The 20,191-nt window shown below is 73.9% G+C and carries 19 protein-coding genes and 1 pseudogene; 11 read left to right on the plus strand and 9 right to left on the minus strand.

Annotated elements, in window-relative coordinates; translation table 11 throughout:
• Positions 1-69: 69 nt before the first annotated feature.
• Entirely contained in the window at positions 70-528 is a 459-nt protein-coding gene (locus HD595_RS45160; protein ID WP_253780873.1) for a winged helix-turn-helix transcriptional regulator, read from the minus strand.
• A 99-nt stretch (positions 529-627) separates the two neighbouring features.
• Between HD595_RS45160 and HD595_RS45165 the strand changes: the two genes are divergently transcribed.
• A complete protein-coding gene (locus HD595_RS45165; protein ID WP_253780876.1) occupies positions 628-966 on the plus strand; it encodes an NIPSNAP family protein in 339 nt (112 codons plus the stop codon).
• Positions 967-1,033: 67 nt separating this feature from the next.
• Here HD595_RS45165 and HD595_RS45170 read toward each other — a convergent pair whose 3' ends face one another.
• Positions 1,034-1,243, minus strand: a complete 210-nt coding sequence (locus HD595_RS45170; RefSeq protein ID WP_253780879.1) for a heavy-metal-associated domain-containing protein — start codon at positions 1,241-1,243, stop codon at positions 1,034-1,036.
• 152 nt (positions 1,244-1,395) lie between these two features.
• Between HD595_RS45170 and HD595_RS45175 the strand changes: the two genes are divergently transcribed.
• Positions 1,396-2,538 (plus strand): NAD(P)/FAD-dependent oxidoreductase, encoded by a 1,143-nt coding sequence (locus HD595_RS45175; RefSeq protein WP_253780882.1) that lies wholly within the window; start codon positions 1,396-1,398, stop codon positions 2,536-2,538.
• Positions 2,539-2,545: 7 nt separating this feature from the next.
• Here the strand turns inward: HD595_RS45175 and HD595_RS45180 are convergent, their stop codons facing one another.
• Positions 2,546-2,980, minus strand: a complete 435-nt coding sequence (locus tag HD595_RS45180) for a CGNR zinc finger domain-containing protein (protein ID WP_420540743.1) — start codon at positions 2,978-2,980, stop codon at positions 2,546-2,548.
• Here HD595_RS45180 and HD595_RS45185 point away from each other — a divergent pair.
• Both HD595_RS45185 and HD595_RS45190 read left to right on the plus strand, forming a co-directional pair.
• Positions 2,936-3,211, plus strand: a pseudogene (locus HD595_RS45185) (VOC family protein); the annotation flags it as partial. The gene HD595_RS45180 and the pseudogene HD595_RS45185 overlap by 45 nt on opposite strands.
• A gap of 59 nt (positions 3,212-3,270) precedes the next feature.
• Positions 3,271-4,155 carry a pyridoxamine 5'-phosphate oxidase family protein gene (locus tag HD595_RS45190; protein ID WP_253780887.1) on the plus strand — a complete coding sequence of 295 codons (885 nt, stop codon included), beginning with the start codon at positions 3,271-3,273 and terminating at the stop codon, positions 4,153-4,155.
• 124 nt (positions 4,156-4,279) lie between these two features.
• On the opposite strand, the gene HD595_RS45195 is transcribed toward HD595_RS45190, so the two are convergent.
• Together HD595_RS45195 and HD595_RS45200 are read right to left on the minus strand one after the other, a co-directional pair.
• Positions 4,280-4,615, minus strand: a complete 336-nt coding sequence (locus HD595_RS45195) for a MerR family transcriptional regulator (RefSeq protein ID WP_253780889.1) — start codon at positions 4,613-4,615, stop codon at positions 4,280-4,282.
• 100 nt (positions 4,616-4,715) lie between these two features.
• The gene (locus HD595_RS45200; RefSeq protein ID WP_253780891.1) at positions 4,716-5,153 is read right to left on the minus strand and encodes an Hsp20/alpha crystallin family protein; all 438 of its coding nucleotides are present in this window, start codon (positions 5,151-5,153) and stop codon (positions 4,716-4,718) included.
• A gap of 164 nt (positions 5,154-5,317) precedes the next feature.
• Between HD595_RS45200 and HD595_RS45205 the strand changes: the two genes are divergently transcribed.
• Together HD595_RS45205 and HD595_RS45210 are read left to right on the plus strand one after the other, a co-directional pair.
• The gene (locus HD595_RS45205; RefSeq protein ID WP_253780893.1) at positions 5,318-6,256 is read left to right on the plus strand and encodes an RNA polymerase subunit sigma-70; all 939 of its coding nucleotides are present in this window, start codon (positions 5,318-5,320) and stop codon (positions 6,254-6,256) included.
• A 55-nt stretch (positions 6,257-6,311) separates the two neighbouring features.
• Entirely contained in the window at positions 6,312-6,869 is a 558-nt protein-coding gene (locus HD595_RS45210; RefSeq protein ID WP_253780895.1) for a dihydrofolate reductase family protein, read from the plus strand.
• A 6-nt stretch (positions 6,870-6,875) separates the two neighbouring features.
• Here HD595_RS45210 and HD595_RS45215 read toward each other — a convergent pair whose 3' ends face one another.
• Positions 6,876-7,481 carry an NAD(P)H-dependent oxidoreductase gene (locus HD595_RS45215; RefSeq protein WP_253780897.1) on the minus strand — a complete coding sequence of 202 codons (606 nt, stop codon included), beginning with the start codon at positions 7,479-7,481 and terminating at the stop codon, positions 6,876-6,878.
• A gap of 149 nt (positions 7,482-7,630) precedes the next feature.
• Between HD595_RS45215 and HD595_RS45220 the strand changes: the two genes are divergently transcribed.
• The 3 genes from HD595_RS45220 (at position 7,631) to HD595_RS45230 (ending at position 12,330) form a co-directional block, all read left to right on the plus strand.
• Positions 7,631-9,184 carry an alpha/beta hydrolase gene (locus HD595_RS45220; protein ID WP_253780900.1) on the plus strand — a complete coding sequence of 518 codons (1,554 nt, stop codon included), beginning with the start codon at positions 7,631-7,633 and terminating at the stop codon, positions 9,182-9,184.
• A 50-nt stretch (positions 9,185-9,234) separates the two neighbouring features.
• Positions 9,235-9,798, plus strand: coding sequence for an MFS transporter (locus HD595_RS45225; protein WP_253780903.1), 564 nt, complete (start codon positions 9,235-9,237; stop codon positions 9,796-9,798).
• 138 nt (positions 9,799-9,936) lie between these two features.
• Entirely contained in the window at positions 9,937-12,330 is a 2,394-nt protein-coding gene (locus HD595_RS45230; RefSeq protein ID WP_253780905.1) for a heavy metal translocating P-type ATPase, read from the plus strand.
• Positions 12,331-12,545: 215 nt separating this feature from the next.
• On the opposite strand, the gene HD595_RS45235 is transcribed toward HD595_RS45230, so the two are convergent.
• On the minus strand, positions 12,546-14,111 hold the full coding sequence (locus tag HD595_RS45235; RefSeq protein WP_253780907.1) for an alpha-L-arabinofuranosidase B: 1,566 nt from the start codon (positions 14,109-14,111) through the stop codon (positions 12,546-12,548).
• Positions 14,112-14,412: 301 nt separating this feature from the next.
• Here HD595_RS45235 and HD595_RS45240 point away from each other — a divergent pair, with 301 nt between their 5' ends.
• Together HD595_RS45240 and HD595_RS45245 are read left to right on the plus strand one after the other, a co-directional pair.
• Complete coding sequence (locus HD595_RS45240) at positions 14,413-16,767, plus strand: beta-glucosidase family protein (protein ID WP_253780908.1); 2,355 nt, start codon at positions 14,413-14,415, stop codon at positions 16,765-16,767.
• Complete coding sequence (locus tag HD595_RS45245) at positions 16,764-18,293, plus strand: glycoside hydrolase family 43 protein (protein WP_253780909.1); 1,530 nt, start codon at positions 16,764-16,766, stop codon at positions 18,291-18,293. Before HD595_RS45240 ends, HD595_RS45245 begins: the two co-directional genes overlap by 4 nt.
• 19 nt (positions 18,294-18,312) lie before the next feature.
• On the opposite strand, the gene HD595_RS45250 is transcribed toward HD595_RS45245, so the two are convergent.
• Both HD595_RS45250 and HD595_RS45255 read right to left on the minus strand, forming a co-directional pair.
• Entirely contained in the window at positions 18,313-18,666 is a 354-nt protein-coding gene (locus HD595_RS45250) for a helix-turn-helix domain-containing protein (protein ID WP_253780910.1), read from the minus strand.
• 157 nt (positions 18,667-18,823) lie between these two features.
• Complete coding sequence (locus tag HD595_RS45255) at positions 18,824-20,161, minus strand: MFS transporter (RefSeq protein ID WP_253780911.1); 1,338 nt, start codon at positions 20,159-20,161, stop codon at positions 18,824-18,826.
• Between the last annotated feature and the right edge of the window lie 30 nt (positions 20,162-20,191).

Here is a 20,191-nt window from a genome sequence, read left to right on the forward strand (position 1 = left end):
CCACCGCTCATCCTGCGACGACATCCGGGGGCTCGCCACCGCGACATCCCGGCGGCATGAGGCGGTCCGTCAGGTGGCGGCGGCCGCGCCCGGGCCGGGCAGCGGGTCGACGTCGCCGGCGTGCATCGGCTCGCCGCAGTGGGCGCAGCGCAGGTCGGCCCGGCTGATCTCGCCGCAGGCGTGGTGGCGGTAGAGCACCGGCGGCCCGGCCTCGCCCGCGAGCCACCTGTCGCCCCAGGCGGTCATGATCATGAGCAGGTCGACCAGCTCGGCGCCCTTGGCCGTCAGGCGGTACTCGTAGCGGGGGCGCCGGTCGTAGGGGTGGCGCTCGATCACACCCTGCTCGACGAGGTGGTTGAGCCGCTCGGTCAGCACCTTGCGCGAGATCCCGAGGTCGGCCTGGATCTGCTCGAACCGGCTCATGCCCACCCACACGTCCCGCAGGATCAGCGGCGACCACGGCTCGCCGATCACGTCGAGGGTGCGCGCGATGGAGCAGGCCATCTCCCCGAACTTCGTGCGTTGCATGGGATCAGTCTACCCATCGGGGTTCCCTCAGGGAACTTGGGGATACGGCGCCCCTCTCCACGGGTTAGCGGGCCACGGCTCCGGATAGGGGACAGCCCTATGATCACCTGCGTCGTCGAGTACGTGATCGATCCCGGCGAGATCGAGGCGTTCGAACGCTTCGGCCGTCGCTGGATCGAGCTGGTCAACCGCCACGGCGGCACCCATCACGGCTACTTCCTGCCGGCCGAGGGCGCCAGCGACAAGGCCCTCGCCCTGTTCAGCTTTCCCAGCCTCGCCGCGTACGAGGAGTACCGCTCCCTGTTCGGCGCCCACCCCGACTTCGTGGAGGCGGATCGCATCCGCGACGAGAGCGGGTGCGTGCTCCGCTACGAACGCACCTTCATGCGCCCGCTGCTCCCGGATCAGGGGGAAGAGCACCCGCGTACGGACGGATGAGCCACCCTGATCGCGGTGCCGCCGGGCCGGCGTACTCGACTCGCCCGCCCGGCGGCATCGCGGCGGTTCAGCCGGCGACCAGCTCGTAGCCGGCCTCTTCCACGACGTCCCTGATCCGCGCCTCGTCGAGCGGGCCGTCCGAGGTCACGGTCACCTGGCCGGTCGCCAGCTCGACATCCACCGAGGAGACCCCGGCGACCTTGCGGATCTCGGTCGTCACCTTGCCGGCGCACCCGCCGCAGGTCATGCCGGACACCTTGTACGTGCTCGTGCTCATCGCCCTATCTCCTCTCGCCGATACCCCTACCTGGTATGTGCAGTGAGACCGTACGCCGCCGGGCCCCTTCAAGGCAACCCGTACGGGGGCGGGGTATGCGAGACTCACGTCACATTGCCAGTCCAATACCCCGTATGGGTATCTTCGGAGCCATGAGCAGACTCAAGAGGATCACCGTCGTCGGCGCCTCCCTGGCGGGGCTCCGGGCCGTGCAGACCCTGCGCCGGGAGGGCTTCGACGGCGAGATCACGCTGGTCGGCGCCGAGACGCACCTCCCCTACAACCGGCCGCCGCTCTCGAAGAGCGTGCTGCGCGGCGACGACGACGTCGCCCTCCCCGGCGCGGAGGAGCTCGGCGACCAGTGGCTGCGCGGGCGCCGGGCCGTGCGCCTCGACGTCCGGGAGCGCACGGTCGGCCTCGACGACGGCACCGAGATCGGTCACGACGGCCTGGTCATCGCCACCGGCGCCCGCCCGAGACGGCTCGACGGCGCCCACCGGCTGCGCACCATCGACGACGCGCTGGCCCTGCGGGCGCGGCTCGACTCCGGGCACGAGCACGTGCTGGTCATCGGCGGCGGGTTCATCGGCGGTGAGGTGGCCTCCACCGCCCGGCAGCTCGGCCGCAAGGTCACCCTGGTCGACGCCGCGCCGTACCCCATGCGGGCCGGACTCGGCGAGGACGCCGCGCGCTGGCTGGCGGCGCACCACGAGCGCAACGGGGTCGAGCTGGTCACGAACGCCCGGGTCACGGCCGTGAGCGGCGGCCGGGTGCATCTCGCTGACGGGCGCTCCATCGCCGCGGACCTGGTCGTCGGCGGCATGGGCGTGACGCCGAACACCGAATGGCTGGACGGCAGCGGCCTGACCACGGACGACGGGGTCCTGTGCCTGCCGACGCTGTTCGCCCGGGGCGCCGGCGACATCGTGGCCGCGGGTGACGTGGCTCGCTGGCCGCACGGCCTGTTCGGCGGTGAGACGGTGCGCGTCGAGCACTGGTCCAACGCCAACGAGCAGGGCGCGATCGCCGCCCGCAACCTGCTCGCCGGCCCGGAGAACGCCACACCGTTCCTGGACGTGCCGAACCACGCCACCCATGTGCACGGCGCCCGTATCCAGACGGCCGGGCTGCCGCACCTCGCCGACGCGGCGAGCATCGTCACCGGCTCCCCCGAGGACGACCGCTTCGCCGTGGCCTTCACGAGGGACGGCGTGCTGGTGGGCGCGGTCGCGGTCAACTCCCCCAAGGACGTGGTCAGGCTCAAGCGGGCGATCACGGCACGCGAGACGCTCTGACGCGCCCTCAGCCGCCGCTCCCCCGCCGGACCTTGGCGTAGTGACGGGCGGCTCGCGCCCGGTTGCCGCAGCCGGCCGAGCACCACTCGCGCCGTGAGGCGTCGCGGATGAAGTACAGCAGGCAACCCGTGCGCTGGCAGGCGCGCAACCGGTCACGCAGCGGCCCGCCCAGCAGGTCGACGGCGTTCTCGGCCACTTCGGCGAGCGCGGCGGCGACGGGGCGGCCCGCGGTGCGCTCCGTCGTGTGCGGCTCGGGAGTGGTGCGCAGCTCCCGCCAGCGCGGCGCGTGGCCGGCGTGGCGGTTGAGCGTCGCGACCAGGTCCGGGTCGAGGGCGCCGCCGTCCACGGTCGCGGCGGCGAGGGACCGTATGGTGTCCCGCAGTTCCCTGGCGAGGCGCAGATCGGCCGCGGGTTCGCCACCGACCGGGCCGGCCTGCACCACCTGTCGTTCCGGGTGCAGGACATCGAGGCGGTCCGGCGAGCCGAGGCCACCCTGCGCGAACTCGGCACGGAGCCGCTCCACGGCGGGATCGTCCCGCACCGCGAGGGCGCGTCGTCCGGCGGCGTCTTCTTCACCGACCCGGACGGCATCCGCCTGGAGATCTTCGCGCCGACCGGGGCCGACACCGCGCCGGCGCCCACGCAGGGCGCGCCGACGTGCGGCTTCTTCTAGATCCAGGGGTACCCGGGCCGCATGCCGCGGCCCGGACCGACGACCGAAAGGAACCGCCCGTGCTCCACCCAGGCGAACGCGCGGTACAGCGCCGCACCGGTGTGACCGCCGACCGGTTGGGGTCGGCCGGTGTGCGGGCGGCCATCCCGCCGGTGGCGGCGGAGTTCCTCAGGCGCCAGCGCCTGGCGGTCATCGCCGCCGCCGACGACACCGGCGCGGCCTGGGTCAGCGTGCTCACCGGGCCGCCCGGGTTCGTCGCCGCCGCCGACGACCGCACCGTGGTCGCCGACCGGCTGCCCGGCGCCGGTGATCCGCTCGCGGGCCTCTTCGACGCCGAACGGCAGGTGGGCATGCTCCTGATCGAGCCGTCGAGCCGGAGGCGGATGCGGGTCAACGGCCGGGCCCGCCGGGACGGGAGCCGGCTCCTGGTCCGCACCGAGCAGGTCTACTCCAACTACCCCAAATACCTCCAGACCCGCACCTACGCCGAGGACGCGCCCGCGGCCGACCGGACGGCGCTCGTCACCGAGGAACTCACCGCCGGCCAGCAGCGGTGGATCGGCGCGGCCGACACGTTCTTCGTCGGCACCTACGCGCCCGGCCTGGGTGCCGACGCCTCACACCGCGGCGGCAACCCCGGGTTCGTCACGGTGACCGATGGCCGCCGGCTGACCTGGCCCGACTACGCCGGCAACTCGATGTACATGACGCTGGGCAACCTGGAGCTGGAGCCCCGCTGCGGGCTGCTGTTCCCGGACTGGGAGCACGGCCGCACGCTGCTCGTGACCGGACGCGCCCGCGTCGACTGGGACCCGGAGCGGGCGGCGGAGGTGCCCGGCGCGCGGCGGCTGATCGACTTCGACGTCGATCGGGTCGTCCAGATCGCCGGCGGCATCCCGCAGCGGTGGTCCTTCGGCGCGTACTCCCGGTTCAACCCCGCCTGAACAACGCGCTGCTGCCCGCCCTGGAGGAGGCGGCTCGCGCCTGCCCCGTGCATGCCGTCCTCCTGGAGGACGACTGACCGGGCACATCGCCTCCGCACCGCCGGGCCGGGCGAGGTCGGCAGGGTCAGGGAGAGGCGGGGCGGTCGCGCTCGGCGTGCAGCTCGGCCAGCAGGCGGGCGAGCTCGTCGCGCTCCCGCGTGACCTCGATGAGCCGGTGCCGCAGGTCGAGGATGTGGCGGATGGCGGGCAGCGTCATCCCTTCGTCCATCATCGTGGCGACCTGCTGGACGAGGCCGATCTCATGGCGGCTGTAGCGACGCTGGCCGCCCGCCGAACGCTGGGGGGAGACCACCTGCTGGTCGTCGATGCGGCGCAGGAACGCCTGCTGCACCTGGAGCATCGAGGCGACCTGCCCCACGGTGAACAGGGCCGCGTGCTCGTCGTCGAAGGGCAGGCTCATGGTCGTTCCTCCTGGCGCCGGCGGGGTGGGGGCCATGACGGCGGCCTCGTCGCGATGCCGTCCATCGCGACGAGGCCGCACCCGTTGCGTCCCGGGACCGTCAGCTCTTGATGGCCTTGTAGGTGTCACCGCTCTGCTGGACGGCGACCTTGCGCGGCTTGGCCCGCTCCAGCACCGGGATGCGGACGGCCAGCACGCCGTTGTTGTAGGCGGCTTCGATGGCCTCGGCGTCGAGGTGCTCCGACAGGTAGACGCGCCGGGTGAAGGCGCCCATCACCCGCTCGCGGACGAAGACGCGCTCGTCCTCGCCGAACTCCTCCTCGCGGCGCGCCGTCACCGACAGGACGCCGCGGTCGACGGTGACCTCGATGGAGTCGGGGTCGATGCCGGGCAGGTCGAACCGCAGCACCACGTCGTCGGCGCGGCGGATCCCGTCCATCGGCATGACCGCTCCACTGCCCTGCGCGGCCTGGCGGGCCAGTCGGTCGAACTGACGCTCGAACTCCTGCACGAACGGATCGATCGACGTGAGCAGCATCGTGTTCCACCTCCGAAGATCCCCGGGGCCTCCCGATCACCCGGGATACCTGTCCACTAGGAGGAAACCTCCACTTGGGATTATAGGTTTCCTCCATGCCTGGCTGTCAAGAAGCGAAAGGCCCGCCGGCGTGACGGCGTGCCGTGTGCCTCATGATGGAGCCCATGGATGGGGAGCCGTACCGGGGTGAGCTGGTGGCGTACTGCTACCGGATGGTCGGCTCGGTCCACGAGGCCGAGGACCTGGTGCAGGAGACGCTGCTGCGGGCCTGGAAGGCCCGGGACCGGTACGACCCCACCCGCGCGTCCGTACGGACCTGGCTGTACCGGATCGCGACGAACGTCTGCCTGTCGGCGCTCGACGGACGGGCGCGGCGGCCGCTGCCGTCCGGGCTGGGGGCGCCCGGCGACGACCCCGGGGCGCCGCTCACCCCGGCCTTCGACGTTCCCTGGCTCCAGCCGTTCCCCGACGCGCGCTTCGACGTCGAGGTGCGGGCGGACCTGCGGCTCGCGCTGGTGGCCGCGATGCAGACGCTGTCGGCGCGGCAGCGTGCGGTGCTGGTGCTGCGGGAGGTGCTGGGCTTCAGCGCCGCCGAGGTGGCCGTCCAGCTCGGCACCACGGTCCCGGCCGTCAACAGCGCCCTGCAACGGGCCCGCGCCGCCCTCGCCGACGCGGGCGAGGCCGAGGAGGTCGCCGAGCCGGACGACCCGCGGGTGCGGGCCGTGATCGGGCGCTACGCGCGGGCGTTCGAGGCGGCCGACGTCCCCGCGCTCGTGCGGCTGCTGACCGACGACGCCGTCCTGGAGATGCCGCCGGTGCCGCTGTGGTACCGGGGCCGCCGCGACTACGGCCTGTTCATGCGCCGCGTGTTCGACATGCGGGGGACGGGCTGGGGCGTCCGGCGACTCACCGCCAACGGGCAGCCGGCGCTCGCCGCCTACGCGCCCGAGCCCGGCGGCGGGCTCCAGCTGCACACGCTCCAGGTGTTCACGGTGGCCGGCGGGCTGGTCGCGCGCAACGTCGTGTTCGCCGACCCGGCCGTGCTCGATGCCTTCGACCTGCCGCGGCGGATTTCCCCGGACGAGTTCGGCCGCGGGCGATGAGTCCGGCCGATGCCGCCGGTATGTAGCGGTGAGCATCGACCGAAAGGACATCATCATGAGCGTCATCGTCATCGAGTTCGTCACGCTGGACGGGATCGTGACCGATCCGGACGGCTCCGGGGGGACGCCGGCGGGCGGCTGGGCGTTCCGGCACGGCCCCGACACGGCCGCCGGGGACAAGTTCCGGCTCGGCGGCACGCTGGACGAGGGCGTCCTGCTGCTGGGACGCAGGACCTGGGAGCTGTTCTCGAAGCTGTGGCCGGGACGCGACGACCCGTTCGCGACGCGGATGAACGCGGCGCCGAAGCTGGTCGCCTCCCGGACGCTGACCGACGCCTCGGCCTGGGCCAACTCGGCGGTCGTCGACGGCGACCCGGTCGCCGCCGTCCGACGTGAGCACCGCGATGTGATCGTCACCGGGAGCCTGAGCGTCGTGCGCGCGCTGATGGCGGAGGACCTGGTGGACGAATACCGGCTGCTGACGTTCCCCACGATCCTCGGCACCGGTGAGCGGCTCTTCCCCGCCGGCGGGCCGCCCACGTACCTGGAGTGCCTGTCGGCCGAGCGGATCGGCGCCGCCGTCCTCACCCGGTACGGGCGGCCGGCCCGCTGACGCCGCCTATGCGCCGCGCGGGTCGAGCAGGGCGGCCGCGAGCTCCCGAGCCTCGCGCAGCCAGCCGGCCCGCTGCGGTTCGTCGGAGTTCGTCACCGTACGGAACACGACGCGGCGCAGGTCCGTGACCCCGACGTAGGGCAGCACGCAGGCGCTCCAGATCCGCTGCAACGGGTCGCCGAACTCCTCCCGCTCGCGGTCGGCCGGAGTGTCGGAGGTGTTGAGCACCAGCGCGCGCCCGGCCTTCAGCAGCCCGGCGGGCTCGCCCTCGGCGGTGCCGAGCTTGTAGGCCACGCCGGGGACGAGCACGCGCTGCACCCATCCGGCCAGGATCGCGGGCGGCATGCCCCACCAGTTGGGATGCACGAACACCAGGGCGTCCAGCTCGGCGACCTCGGACCGGTGCGCCTGGACGAGGTCGTCGGCGGACGGCGCGACCTCGTCCACCGTCTCGGTCTCGGCGGCGGACAGGGCCGGGTCGAAGCCCTCGGCGTACAGGTCGTGCGCGCGGACGTCGACGTCCCGCCCCCGCAGCTCGTCCACGACCGCGTCGAACAGGGCCCTGTTGAAACTGTCCGGCCCCGGGTGGGCGAGGTAGACGCCGATGCGCATGGAGGTGTCCGTTCCGTTGTGGTTTCTGGCGAAGGAAAGTGTCACACGGTTCGCGCCTTCGGCGGAGTGGCCTGATGGCCGAGGCGTACCGAGGCATGATCATTCCAATGGCCGAGGCGTGGCGGCGCCGTCGCCGTGACGCTGTCTCCATGAACAAGACACCGTTGCTGATCGTGACAGGCGTGGCCGTGTTCGGGACGCTCGCGTCGCCGCCGCCGCCGGCGGCGGCGACCCTGGAACCCCGCCGAACGGGGGCGCTCGCCCGCTTCGAGCAGCAGGAGATCGTCTGGCACGGCTGCCGGAAGGGCCCGGACGACGCGGCCGGCAGGCGACTGGACGCCGCCAGGGCGCGATGCGCCGAGATCACGGTCCCGCTCGACTACGCGCGCCCGGACGGACGGACCATCAAGGTCGCGATGTCCCGGCTGGAGGCCACCGCACCCGGGCGGCGTCGAGGGGTGCTCCTCATCAACCCGGGCGGCCCCGGCGTGCCGGGCCTCTCCCAAGTGCTGATCGGCTCCGCCATGCCCGAGGTCGCGGCCCGCTACGACCTGATCGGGATGGACCCCCGGTTCGTCGGGCGCAGCGGCGGCGCGTCCGTGGGCTGCCGCTGGGACACGGGCACCTTCGTGCGATCCGCGGGCCCGAGCAGGGCCACCTTCGACGAGGGGGTCACGGCGATGAGGAGGCTGGCGGCGGGATGCGCGGGCAGCGATCACGGCATGCTGCCGCACGCCTCCACGCGCAACACCGCCCGCGACATGGACCTGATCCGCGCGGCGTTGGGAGCGCCGAAACTGTCCTATCTCGGCGTCTCGTACGGCACCTACCTGGGCGCGGTGTACCTGCGGATGTTCCCCGGCCGGGCCGACCGGTTCGTGCTGGACAGCGCGGTGGATCCCGACGCGTACGGCCCCGGGCTGCTGCGCCCCGCCGGGCCGGCCATGGAGGCGGCGCTGCGCGCCTGGGCGGCCTGGGCCGCCACCCGCCACGACCGCCTGCGCCTGGGCGCCACGGCCGGGCGCGTGCTGGCCACCGTCGACCGGATCGCCCGGGCCGCCGGCCGCCGTCCTCTGCGCGTCGGCCCCCACCGGGTGGGCGCCTCCGTGCTGCCGTACGTGCTCGCCGCCCGGCTCGCCGACGACGGCGAGGAGGCGTACGCGAGCCTCGCCGCCGACGTCGCGCTGCTGCGCCAGGCCGCGCGCGGCGCCCGGGTCACCCCGGCCGCGTCATTGGACCTGCTCCTGACCGACGCCCTCACCGGCGCCGGAGAGGGGTTCGACCGTGCCGGCACTCCTGTCCTGTGCGCGGACCGGGCCGCCTCCCGCGACCCCGGGACGTACTTCCGCGACATCGAGGCCCATCGAGCCGACGAGCCGCTGTTCGGCCCGATGACCCGCAACATCAGCCCGTGCGCGTTCTGGCCCACGGCACCCGCCGAGCCGCCCACGGACGTCCGCACCGACGCCCCCGCCCTGATCGTCGGAGCCGCCGGCGACCCCTGGACCCCCCACACCGGCCAGCGCGCCATGCGACGGGCCCTGAGCGGCTCCCGCATGATCACCCTGCGCGGCGCGTACCGGCACGGCGTCTTCCTCGCCGCCGGCGCCCCCTGCGTGGACACCGCCGTCACCCGCTACCTGTCCGGCGGCGTTCTCCCCGCCGCCGACACCACCTGCACGAGGAACGGCGCCGGCGGCTGACCGAGGGGGCGGCGATCTCACCGGGACGCCGGGCTGGGAGGATGAGTGCCGTGTCCGCCCTGGAACGGGTCTCGCGCCTGGCCCGCGCCGCCGTCTTCGCGGCGGTGTGCGTAGTCGTGTCCGCGGGCGGCCATGTCCTCGCCGGCGGCGCCCCGGTGGCGGCGCCGGCGTTGTTCCTGGGTGTGGTGGCGGCGTTCGTCCTGGCCTTCGCGCTGAGCGGCCGGGAGCGCGGGCCCGAGGTGGTCGTCGGGGTGACGGCGACCGCCCAGATCCTGCTGCACGAGCTGTTCGCCAGGAGCGCCCCCGTCGCCGTGGCGCACGCCGGTCACCCGCACGGGGAGGGTCCCGGGGCCGGCATGACCGTGGCGCACCTCGTGGTCGGGGTGGTCAGCGGATGGTGGCTGTACCGCGGGGAGAGCGCGTTCTGGCTGATGGTGCGGCTGTGGGGCATGGCTCCGCTGCCGAAGCTGCGGCGGCTGCTCGTCGGGGCCATCGAGCCGTTGACGACGCCCGTCCGCGTCGTGCTCGTCGCCGGGGCGACGACGTACCGCCGCCCCGAGCTCGTCCGGGTGGTCCGGCGGCGCGGGCCGCCCGCGCCGCCGGTCGTTCACTGACAGCCGCCCCGCCACGTCGCGGGGCGGATCTCCGGCATCGGCGGGCGAGCGCACGGCTCGCGTCGCGCCCGCGCGGCACGCGCGCTGACGCGTCCGCGAGCGCCGCGTCCGGCGCGACAGCAGACCAGAAGGACACCCATGACATCCACTGCGACACATCAGACAGAACAGACAGATCAGGCGCCCCTCCAGCTCGTCGTCGGCGGGATGACCTGCGCGGCGTGCGCCGCTCGGGTGGAGCGCAAGCTCAACCGCATGGACGGCGTGAGCGCCAGCGTCAACTACGCGACCGAGAAGGCGACCATCCACCGGGCCGACGGGGTCACGGTCGAGGAACTGATCCGGGAGGTCGAGCGCACCGGCTACAGCGCCGAGCCGTACACGCCGCACGCCTTCCCCGATGCCGGCGACGCCGACAACCGGCGGGTGCGGATGCTCGGACGGCGCATGGTGGTGGCGATCGCGCTGGCCGTGGTGCTGGCGGACCTGTCCATGGGGCTGGCGTTCGTGCCGGCCTGGCGCTTCGCCGGATGGCAGTGGGTGCTGATCGGCCTGACCCTGCCCATGGTGACCTGGTGCGCGTGGCCGTTCCACCGCAACGCCTTCAGGGCCGCGCGGCACCGCACCACCTCCATGGACACGCTGATCTCGACCGGGGTCATCACCTCCACCTGCTGGTCGTTGTACGTCATCGTGTTCCCCGTCGACGCCGCCCCCGCCGGGACGGGCGTCTGGGAGTTGCTGTCCGCGCCGGACAGCGCGCTCTACCTCGACGTCGCCGGTGGCGTGACCATGTTCGCGCTGGCCGGGCGGTTCCTGGAGGCCCGGGCGCGGCGATCGTCCGGCGCCGTGCTGCGCCGGCTGGCCGAGCTCGGCGCCAAGGACGTCAGCGTCCTGCGCGCCGACGGCAACGAGTACCGCATCGACGTCGCCGACCTGCGAACCGGCGACCGGTTCGTGGTCCGGCCCGGGGAGAGCATCGCCGCCGACGGCCAGGTCGAGTCCGGGCAGAGCACGATCGACACCAGCGCCATGACCGGCGAGCCGGTGCCCATGGAGGTCGCCGAGGGCAACCCGGTGACCGGCGCGACCGTCAACCTCAGCGGGCGGCTCGTCGTCCGGGCCACCCGGGTGGGCGCCGACACCCAGCTCGCCGCCCTGATCCGCCTGGTCGAACACGCCCAGGCCGACAAGGCGGCCGTGCAGCGGCTGGCGGACCGGATCTGCGGCTGGTTCGTGCCCGCGGTGTTCGCGCTGTCGGCGCTGACCCTGGTGGCGTGGCTGGTCACCGGCGGGGCGGCGCACCAGGCGGTCACCGCCGCGCTGGCCGTCCTCATCATCGCCTGCCCGTGCGCGCTGGGCCTGGCCATCCCCACCGCCCTCCAGGTCGCCTCGGGCACCGGCGCCAAGCTCGGCGTCTTCATCAAGAGCCACCAGGCCATGGAGTCCGCCCGCGGCGTCGACACCGTCGTCCTGGACAAGACGGGCACCCTGACCGAGGGCCGCATGAGCGTGGTCGACCTGGTCACCGCGGATGGCGCGCGACGCGACGGCCATCCGCGCGCCGGCGGGTCGCCGGCCGACGTGCTGCGCCTCGCCGGGGCCGTCGAGGACGCCTCCGAGCACGCGATCGCGGCGGCCGTCGCCGCCCACGCCCGCGCCGAGCTCGGCGACCTGCCCCCGGTGGCCGCCTTCACCGCCCTGTCGGGGCTGGGCGCGCGCGGCACGGTCGAGGACCGGCGGGTCGTGATCGGGTCCGTCCGGCTGCTGGCGCAGGAGGGCATCGCCGTACCCGGGGCGCTGGACGAGGCGCGGGCCGGGTGGGAGAGCGAGGGCCGCACCGTCGTCCTGGTCGCGGCCGACGGCATCGCGCTGGGGGCGCTCGCGCTCGCCGACGCCGTCAGGCCCTCGGCCGCCGGGGCGATCGAGCGGCTGCACGGCATGGGGCTGCGGACGCTGCTGCTCACCGGCGACAACGCCGCCACCGCGCGGGCCGTCGCCGCCCAGGTCGGCATCGCCGAGGTCGTCGCGGAGGTGCTGCCCGCCGACAAGGAGGCCACCATCGCCCGCCTCCAGGGCGAGGGCCACCGCGTGGCTATGGTCGGCGACGGCATCAACGACGCCCCGGCGCTGGCCCGCGCCGACCTCGGCCTGGCCGTGGTCGACGGCACCGACGTCGCGCTGGCCGCCGCGGACCTCATCCTGATCCGCGACGACCTGGACGTGGTCCCCACCGCGCTCACCCTGGCCCGCGCCACCCTGTCCACCATCCGGGGCAACCTCGTCTGGGCGTTCGGCTACAACGTAGCCGCGCTGCCGCTGGCGGCCACCGGCCTGCTCAACCCGCTCATCGCGGGCGCCGCCATGGCCCTGTCCTCGGTGTTCGTGGTCTCCAACAGCCTGCGGCTGCGCCGCTTCGCCCCGTCCGCCGCGACCGGTGACTTCCTCACCGACCACCTGGCCGATGCGGACGACGCGGACGACGCGGCGGTACGAGAGGCCGAGGCGGGGGCGCGGGGCGGGGCCCGCTAGCGGACGGCGTACGCAAGGCGGGGCCGGGCGGCCACAGCCTGGCCGCCCGGCCCCGTCATGGTGCGGCCTGCTGCCTCCCCCCGAATGCAGCAGCCGCCGGCCATCCGCTCCGTCCCCCCAAACTGGAGCTCTGGCCTGCCGAAACGCTATCCGGCGTGAGGTAATCCCCTCCTCATGAACTGGTTGAATTTACACCTATTCCCCCATCTTGGCGGCTACGCCCAGGGCCGGTCGACGAGCCAGCTCACGTCGTCGGCCCACGCGGAGGCGCTGTCGAAGTCGTGCGAGCCGCCTTCGCTGGCGATGTACACGGTGTTGTTGTAGTGACGGACGAACCGGTCCGGGAAGTTGGCGGAGGCCAGCGAGACGCCCTGGCCGCTCTTGCCGGTCTGCGGGCAGAAGGTGGCGTCCGCGGCGAACAGCGCGCTGCCGTCGTTGTGCTGGCGGTAGAGCTGGTAGTTCTGGTGGCGCAGGTAGTCGCCGGGGTAGTTCTTCGACTCGAACGACACGCAGGAGGCGGCGGCCAGGCCGGTGCGCACGATCCAGGTGGCGTCGTTCTTGTCGACGGACGAGCTGGACGAGGTGATCACCGAGGTGACGGCCCGGTCGTTCTGGTGCCGGATGAAGCGGTCGGTGCAGCAGGACGTCGTGGCGCGCAGCGAGATCGACGAGCCGGGGGTGAGCGTTCCGCCCGGGCCGCCGCCCGGCGTCGTCGTGTAGCCGGCGGCGACGATGCCGGCCTGCACGGCGTTCTCGGTGGCGTCCGAGGGATAGCCGGAGGTCATCACGCCCTCGTAGAAGGTGCCGGCCGAACCGTGGCTGTTGTCGCCGCCGATCCCGAGGATGATCGCGCCCTCCTTCTTCATCGGGTTGTAGCCCGGGGCGTTGGGTCGCGGCCCGTTGTAGAAGGTGGACAGGCCGCCCGACTGCGCGTTGCCCGCTCGGATCGCCCAGTGGTTCGGCTCGCCCTTGACGATGGCGGTCAGGTACCGGTGGCTCACCGTCGGGTCGTTGGCGTTGTAGCCGGGGTTGACTCCGGAGAACAGGCCGTTCTCCAGGTCGGCCATGACCCAGGGGCCGTTGCCGGTGCCGTAACCCCAGACCTTGATGTTGCCGAAGTAGATGGCCTCCATCGTGCCGTTGCCGTTGTCGCGGCCGTTGGTCTCGGCGTTGCCGTAGTCGAAGCAGCAGCCGCCGTTGTAGTGCGTGCCGTCGAAGACCGCGTACATCCCCTCCGGCTGGTCCCCCTTCGCGACGCCGTTGGTGGCGTTGTTGCGGTAGCCGGTGCCCGGGGCCACGTAGACGCCGTAGGCCTTGTGACCGTTGATCATGGTGGGCGCGGCGGTCGCGTTCGCGAGGTTGTCGTATCCGCCCGGGGCCGGCCCGGGGAACCCGCCGGGAGGCGCCTGGCGGAGGTGGTTGCCCCGCCCGGACTGGTCGTAGATGACGGTGATCAGGCACGTCGTCCCGGCGCAGAACGAGTCCTGCGCGGCGGCGTCGGCGTATCCGCCCGCGCTCAGGAGGCCGATGTCCCGGGTGGCGTTGTCCGAGGAGCGGCGCACCTGGTACAGCGCGCCGTTGTAGGAGCCGTACAGGGCGCGGGTCGTGCTGTGCGCCGCCACACACGGCGTGCCGCCCGCCGCGTAGACGTCGCACGACAGCGACGCGGCGGCCTGCGACGGCGTGGAGACGCCGGCCAGCAGACCGGCGGCGAGCGCGACGGCCGCGCCCGCGGAAAGCAACGTCTTCCTGAGGTGCCGGGATCCCGACCTGACCATCATGATGCCTCCGCCTTTGTTAGCGCTAACATGACGTGCCCCGCACGACCTCCCGCGGTGTGCTGGTGGTTGATCGGCTCACTATGAGACGGAACCTCGGGTGCGTCAAGGTCCCGGGACGGTCATGGAAAGGCGCGCGGCTCCCGGGCCGTGGCGCGCCGGTCGCGCCGTGAAAGTTTCACCCGGGGCCCGCCTTCCGAATGTTTCGGACACATCGCCGAAATATTCTTGAAGACGCCGTCGATCCGATTTAGAATTCCCGTCCTACCAGCGATTTCTTCGTATGAAAGTTTCGAAGGAGATCATGACATTCGTGGACGCGCCGGGCCTCGCGCCCTGGCGGGACGGCGGCCGCCCCATCGCCGAGCGCGTGGAGGCGCTGCTGGCCGAGATGACGCTGGAGGAGAAGGCCGGGCAACTCGGGTCCGTCTGGGTGGACACCACCCCCGCCGCGCGGGCGCACGACGGCAACGTCGCCCCGATGCAGGACCTGTTCACCGACCCCGGCGCCGACCTCGCCGACCGGCTCCGCGACGGGGTCGGTCACCTCACCCGGGTCTTCGGCACCGCTCCGGTCAGCCCGGCGGAGGGCGTGGCCGCGCTGCGCCGGTTGCAGGAGCAGGTGGTCGCCGCCAGCCGGTTCGGCATCCCGGCGATCGCGCACGAGGAGTGCCTCACCGGGTTCGCGACGTACGGCGCCACCGCCTACCCCACGCCGCTGGCCTGGGCGGCCACGTTCGACCCTGACCTGGTGCACCGCATGGCGCACGCGATCGGCCGCGACCTCCGGTCGGTCGGGGTCCACCAGGGGCTGTCGCCCGTCCTCGACGTGGTGCGCGACTACCGGTGGGGACGGGTGGAGGAGACCCTCGGCGAGGACCCCTACCTGGTGGGCCGGCTCGGCGCGGCGTACGTGCGCGGGCTGGAGGACGCGGGCGTCATCGCGACGCTCAAGCACTTCGCCGGGTACGCCGCCTCCCGCGCCGGGCGCAACCACGCCCCGGTCAGCATCGGCCCGCGCGAGCTGGCCGACGTCATCCTGCCGCCCTTCGAGGCGGCGCTGCGCGAGGGCGGCGCCCGGTCCGTCATGAACTCCTACACCGACGTGGACGGCGTGCCCGTCGGCGCGAGCGCCGAGCTGCTGCGCGGGGTGCTGCGCCACCGCTGGGGCTTCGACGGGACGGTGGTGTCGGACTACTGGTCTGTCCCGTTCCTCGCCTCCATGCACCACGTGGCGCGGGACGAGGCCGAGGCCGGGGCGGTCGCGCTGCGCGCGGGCATCGACGTGGAGCTCCCCGAGACGGTCGGCTACGGCCGGCGCCTGGTCGCGCAGGTACGCGCCGGTCACGTCGAGGAGGCGCTGGTGGACGAGGCGGTGCGCCGCGTCCTGCGGCAGAAGTGCGAGCTGGGCCTGCTCGACGAGGGACCCCTCGTGCCGGACGGCGCGGAGGACGCGGACTTCGACAGCCCGGCCAACCGCGCCATCGCCCGCGCCGTCGCGGAGCGGTCGGTGGTGCTGCTGAGCAACCCGCGCGGGACGCTGCCCCTCGCCCCCGGGACGACCGCGCGGATCGCCGTCGTGGGGCCGTGCGCCGACGACCCCACGACGCTGATGGGCTGCTACGCCTTCCCCAACCACGTGCTCGGCCGCTTCCCCGACCACGGCCTGGGCCTGCCCGTCGCGACCGTCCGCGACCGCGTCGAGGCCGAGTTCCCGGACGCCGAGGTGCGGTACGCGCGCGGGACGGAGGTCTCCGGCGACGACGTCTCGGGCATCGCCGGCGCGGTGACCATCGCCGCCGAGGCCGAGCTCGTCCTGCTGGTCGTGGGCGACCGGGCCGGCCTGTTCGGCGGCGGGACGTCCGGAGAGGGCTGCGACACCGCGGACCTGCGCCTGCCGGGGATGCAGCACCGCCTGGTCGAGGAGGTCCTGGCCACCGGGACCCCGGCCGTCCTGGTCGTCGTGTCCGGGCGGCCCTACGCGCTCGGCTCCTGCACCGGCCGGGCCGCCGCCGCGCTCCAGGCGTTCTTCCCCGGGGTCGAGGGCGCGGCGGCGATCGCGGGCGTGCTGAGCGGCCGGGTCACCCCCTCCGGCCGGCTGCCCGTGCAGATCCCGGCCGCTCCGAGCGTCAACCCGTCCACCTATCTGCAGGCGCCGCTGGGCCTCAGGACGGACGGGATCTCCGCGCTCGATCCCACGCCGGCGTTCCCCTTCGGCCACGGCCTGTCGTACGCGCCGATCAGGTACGACGCCCTCACCATCGGCGATCCCGAGTGTCCCACGGACGGGACCGTCGAGGCGCGGGTGACGGTCGCCAACGCGGGAACGCGGGCAGCGGAGGAGGTGGTACAGCTCTACGCCTCCGATCCCGTGGCCCAGGTGGCCCGGCCCGTCACGCAGCTCGTCGGCTTCGCGCGCGTGCCCCTGCGGCCCGGGCAGACCCGCGACGTGACGTTCGACGTCCCGGCGGACCTGTTCTCCTACACCTCCGTCGACCACCGGCGCATCGTCGAGCCCGGCACGATCGTCCTCAGCGCCGGCCCCTCCGCCGGTGACCGGCCGCTGCGCGCCGAGGTCCGCCTCGTCGGCGAGACCGTCGTGCTGGACGCGGCCCGCCGGCTGACCGCCCGCACCCGGATCGAGGAGACGACCCGATGAGCGCGCGGACGTACGCCAACCCGGTCATCCCGGGCTTCCATCCCGACCCCAGCGTGTGCCGCGTCGGCGACGACTACTACCTGGTGTGCTCCAGCTTCGAGTACTTCCCCGGCGTGCCGATCCTCCACAGCCGCGACCTCGTGCACTGGCGTCAGATCGGCAACGTGCTGGACCGGCCGGGACAACTCGACCTGCCGCCCGGAAGCCTGGCCTCCGGCGGCGTCTACGCGCCCACCCTTCGCCATCACGACGGTCTCTTCTACCTGATCACGACCAACGTGAGCGGCCGGGGCACCTTCCTGGTGACGGCCGAGCGCCCCGAGGGCCCCTGGTCGGACCCGGTGTGGCTGGACGTGCCCGGCATCGACCCCGACCTGGCCTGGGACGACGACGGCGCGTGCTGGTGCGCCACCTCGGGCAACCACGTGACCCGGATCGAGCCGCTGACCGGCGAGATCCTGGAAGGGCCGCTGCCGATCTGGTCGGGCACCGGCGGCAAGTACCCCGAGGCGCCGCACCTTCATCACGTCGGCGACCGGTGGTACCTGCTGATGTCGGAAGGCGGCACGGAACGCGGGCACGCCGTCTCCGTCGCCCGCTCCCGCTCGCCTCGCGGCCCGTTCGAGCCGGCCCCGGCCAACCCGATCCTGACCCACCGCGGCACCGACCGGCCGATCCAGAGCACCGGCCACGCCGACCTGGTGTCCGCGCCCGACGGCACCTGGTGGATGGTCCTGCTCGGCGTGCGCCCGCGCGGCTACACGCCCGAGTTCCAGGTCCTCGGCCGCGAGACGTTCCTCGCCCCGGTCACCTGGGCGGACGGCTGGCCGCTGGTCGGCCCCGTCGAGGAGCGCCATCCCGCCCCGGCCGCCTGGCAACCCCTCCCCCCGCCGCCGGCGCGGGACGACTTCGACGCGCCCCGCCTCGCGCCGTCCTGGATCTCCCCGCGCGCCCGCCCGGACGCCTCGTGGTCGCTGAGCGACCGGCCGGGATGGCTCGTCCTCCACGCCACGGGCCCGACGCTCGACCGGCCGGGCCACACCTTCGTCGGCCGGCGCCAGCAGCACCACGACTGCCGCTTCCGCGCGCGCCTCGACCCCGCGGCGGCCCGGGCCGGGCTGTCCCTGCGGATGGACGAGGCCCACCACTACGACCTGGAGGTGGACGACGGGCAGGCGTCGGTGATCGCCAGGATCGGCCCGCTGCGCCAGGTCGTCGCCCGGCAGGCGGTCCCGCCCGGCCCGCTCACCCTCGTCATCGACGTCCGCGCGACCGGCGTGCTGCCGCCGTCCGTCACCGGCGCCGGGCAGGTGGACGACCGGCCGCTGGGCGTGGGGGCCCACGGGCCGGACACGATCGCCTTCTCGGTGGAGGCCGGAGGCGCGCCGGTGCCGCTGGCCGAGTTGGACGGGCGCTACCTGTCGACGGAGGTCGCCACCGGTTTCACCGGTCGCGTCGCCGGCATGTACGTCACCCGGGGCAGCGCGGCCTTCGACTGGTTCGACTACGAGGGCGCGGACGCCTGATGCCGCATCGACGGCCACCTCACCAGCCGAGCCGGTCGCCGAGCCGCAACCGCAGCCACAGCCACAGCCACAGCCACAGCCACAGCACCAGACGCTCGTCCGGGTCGGACAGGTCGAACCCGAAGATCTCCTGGGCGCGGGCGAGCCGGTACCGGACCGTGTTCGGGTGCACGGACAGCCGAAGGGAGGCGGCCGCGACGTCACTGTTGGCGTCCAGGTAGGCGAGGATGGTGGGCGCGTAGAGGGTGCCGTGCTCGACGTCGTGGGCGCGCGCCGCCGGCCCGAGCCTGCGGGGCGGCGCCTCGTGCGCGACCAGGATCCGGGCCGGCGCGCACAGCGTCGCGGTCGCCCACACCTCGTCGATCGTGGCCACCTGGAGCGGCTCCGGATCACCCGGCCGAGATCAGCGCGGGTCGCACGGAGCGGCGATCACCGTGACGTGCATGTCCGTGCCGTCCAGGCGCGCGTCTTGGGAGTTCGTCACGCCGTGGCCGCCGTCCGGGCGGTGGCACGCCGCGGGGCCGGCGTCATCAGAGCCTCTCCCTGGAGGGCGACGTACTCGGCCTGGGCCTGCCCGACGCCTCAGGGGCGCCGCCCGTGGCCCGCCCTGTGCCCGCGGCGTCGACGGCTCTGAGCGCGGGCCAGGCCAGCAGCGCCAGGGCCGCGGCAAGTGCCGCCACGGCCAGCATGGCGCCCGGCAGCCCTGCCGCCTGCGCCCAGTGCCCCACGTACACCGGCCCGGCGAGGAAGCCGAGATAGGCCGAGGTGGACACGACGGAGGTGGCGGCGCCGCGGGCGGCGGCGGGGACGTTGGCGGTGGCCAGCCCGAGCACGGTCGGGAAGAGCACAGCGGTGCCGGCGGCGGCCAGGGCCAGCCCGAGCAGCGCCAAGGGGAGAGACGAGGCGAGGGCCAGCAGGGACGTCGCCGCCGCGGCGAGCGCCGCGCCGGCGGTGAGGACGAGCCAGGCCCGACGGGTCCTCACCGCGCCGATCGCGAAGCGGGTGAGCGCGACGGAGAGCGCGAAGACCGCGGGCCCGGCGCCGACCAGCGCGGGTCCGGCGTGCACGGTGTCGGCGAGGTAGACGGCGCTCCAGCTCTGGTGCGCGTTCTCCACGGCGAACCCGAGCGCGCCCAGCCCGCCCGCGACGAGCAGGAGCGGCAGATGGGCGCGCAGACCCGGCCGGCCGGGCGCGGCTGAGGCGCGGGCGCGCTGGCGGCGGCCGGAATCGGCCCGCGTGCGATCGCCGGCGCCGATGTCGGCGCTCCCCGTGGCGTCGGCGGAGCCTGCGGTGCCGTTGGTGGCGCGCACGGTGGCGTTGGCGGAGCCCGCGATGGCGGCGCTCACGGTGGCCGCGGCGAGCGCGACCAGCAGGTACGGCACGACCACGGGCAGGCCGACGGCGTTCAGCAGCCCGGTGAGGAGGCTCGCCACGACCACGGCCACGGAGAAGAACCCGTGCGCCCGGGTGATGACCGGACGGCCGGTGGCCCGCTCGGCGGAGCCGGCCGCCGCGTTGATCGTCACGTCCGCGGCCCCCGACGCCGCGCCGAGAACCGCCAGCCCCACGCACAGGGCAGGCAGGTCGCGGGCGGTCACGGCCACGGCGACCCCGGCGAGGCCGAGCGCCGTGAGGGTGATCGCCGTGGCGCGCCGCCCCCACCGGTCCACGGCCCGGCCCGCGAGCGGCATGGCGGGCAGCGCCCCCGCGGCGATGAACAGCAGCGCCGTCCCGAGCTGGCCGTCGGTGAGCCCGGCCTGGGCGCGGATGACGGGGACGGACGCCCCCCACACGCCCCAGAACGCACCGAAGACCAGGAATCCGGCATACGGCACCCAAGCCCGGATGTGATCGTGATCGAGGCCCATTTGTGTAACGATACACAGACCGTGTAACGA

The sequence above is a fragment of the Nonomuraea roseoviolacea subsp. carminata genome, from assembly GCF_024172185.1.
Taxonomy (GTDB): domain Bacteria; phylum Actinomycetota; class Actinomycetes; order Streptosporangiales; family Streptosporangiaceae; genus Nonomuraea; species Nonomuraea roseoviolacea.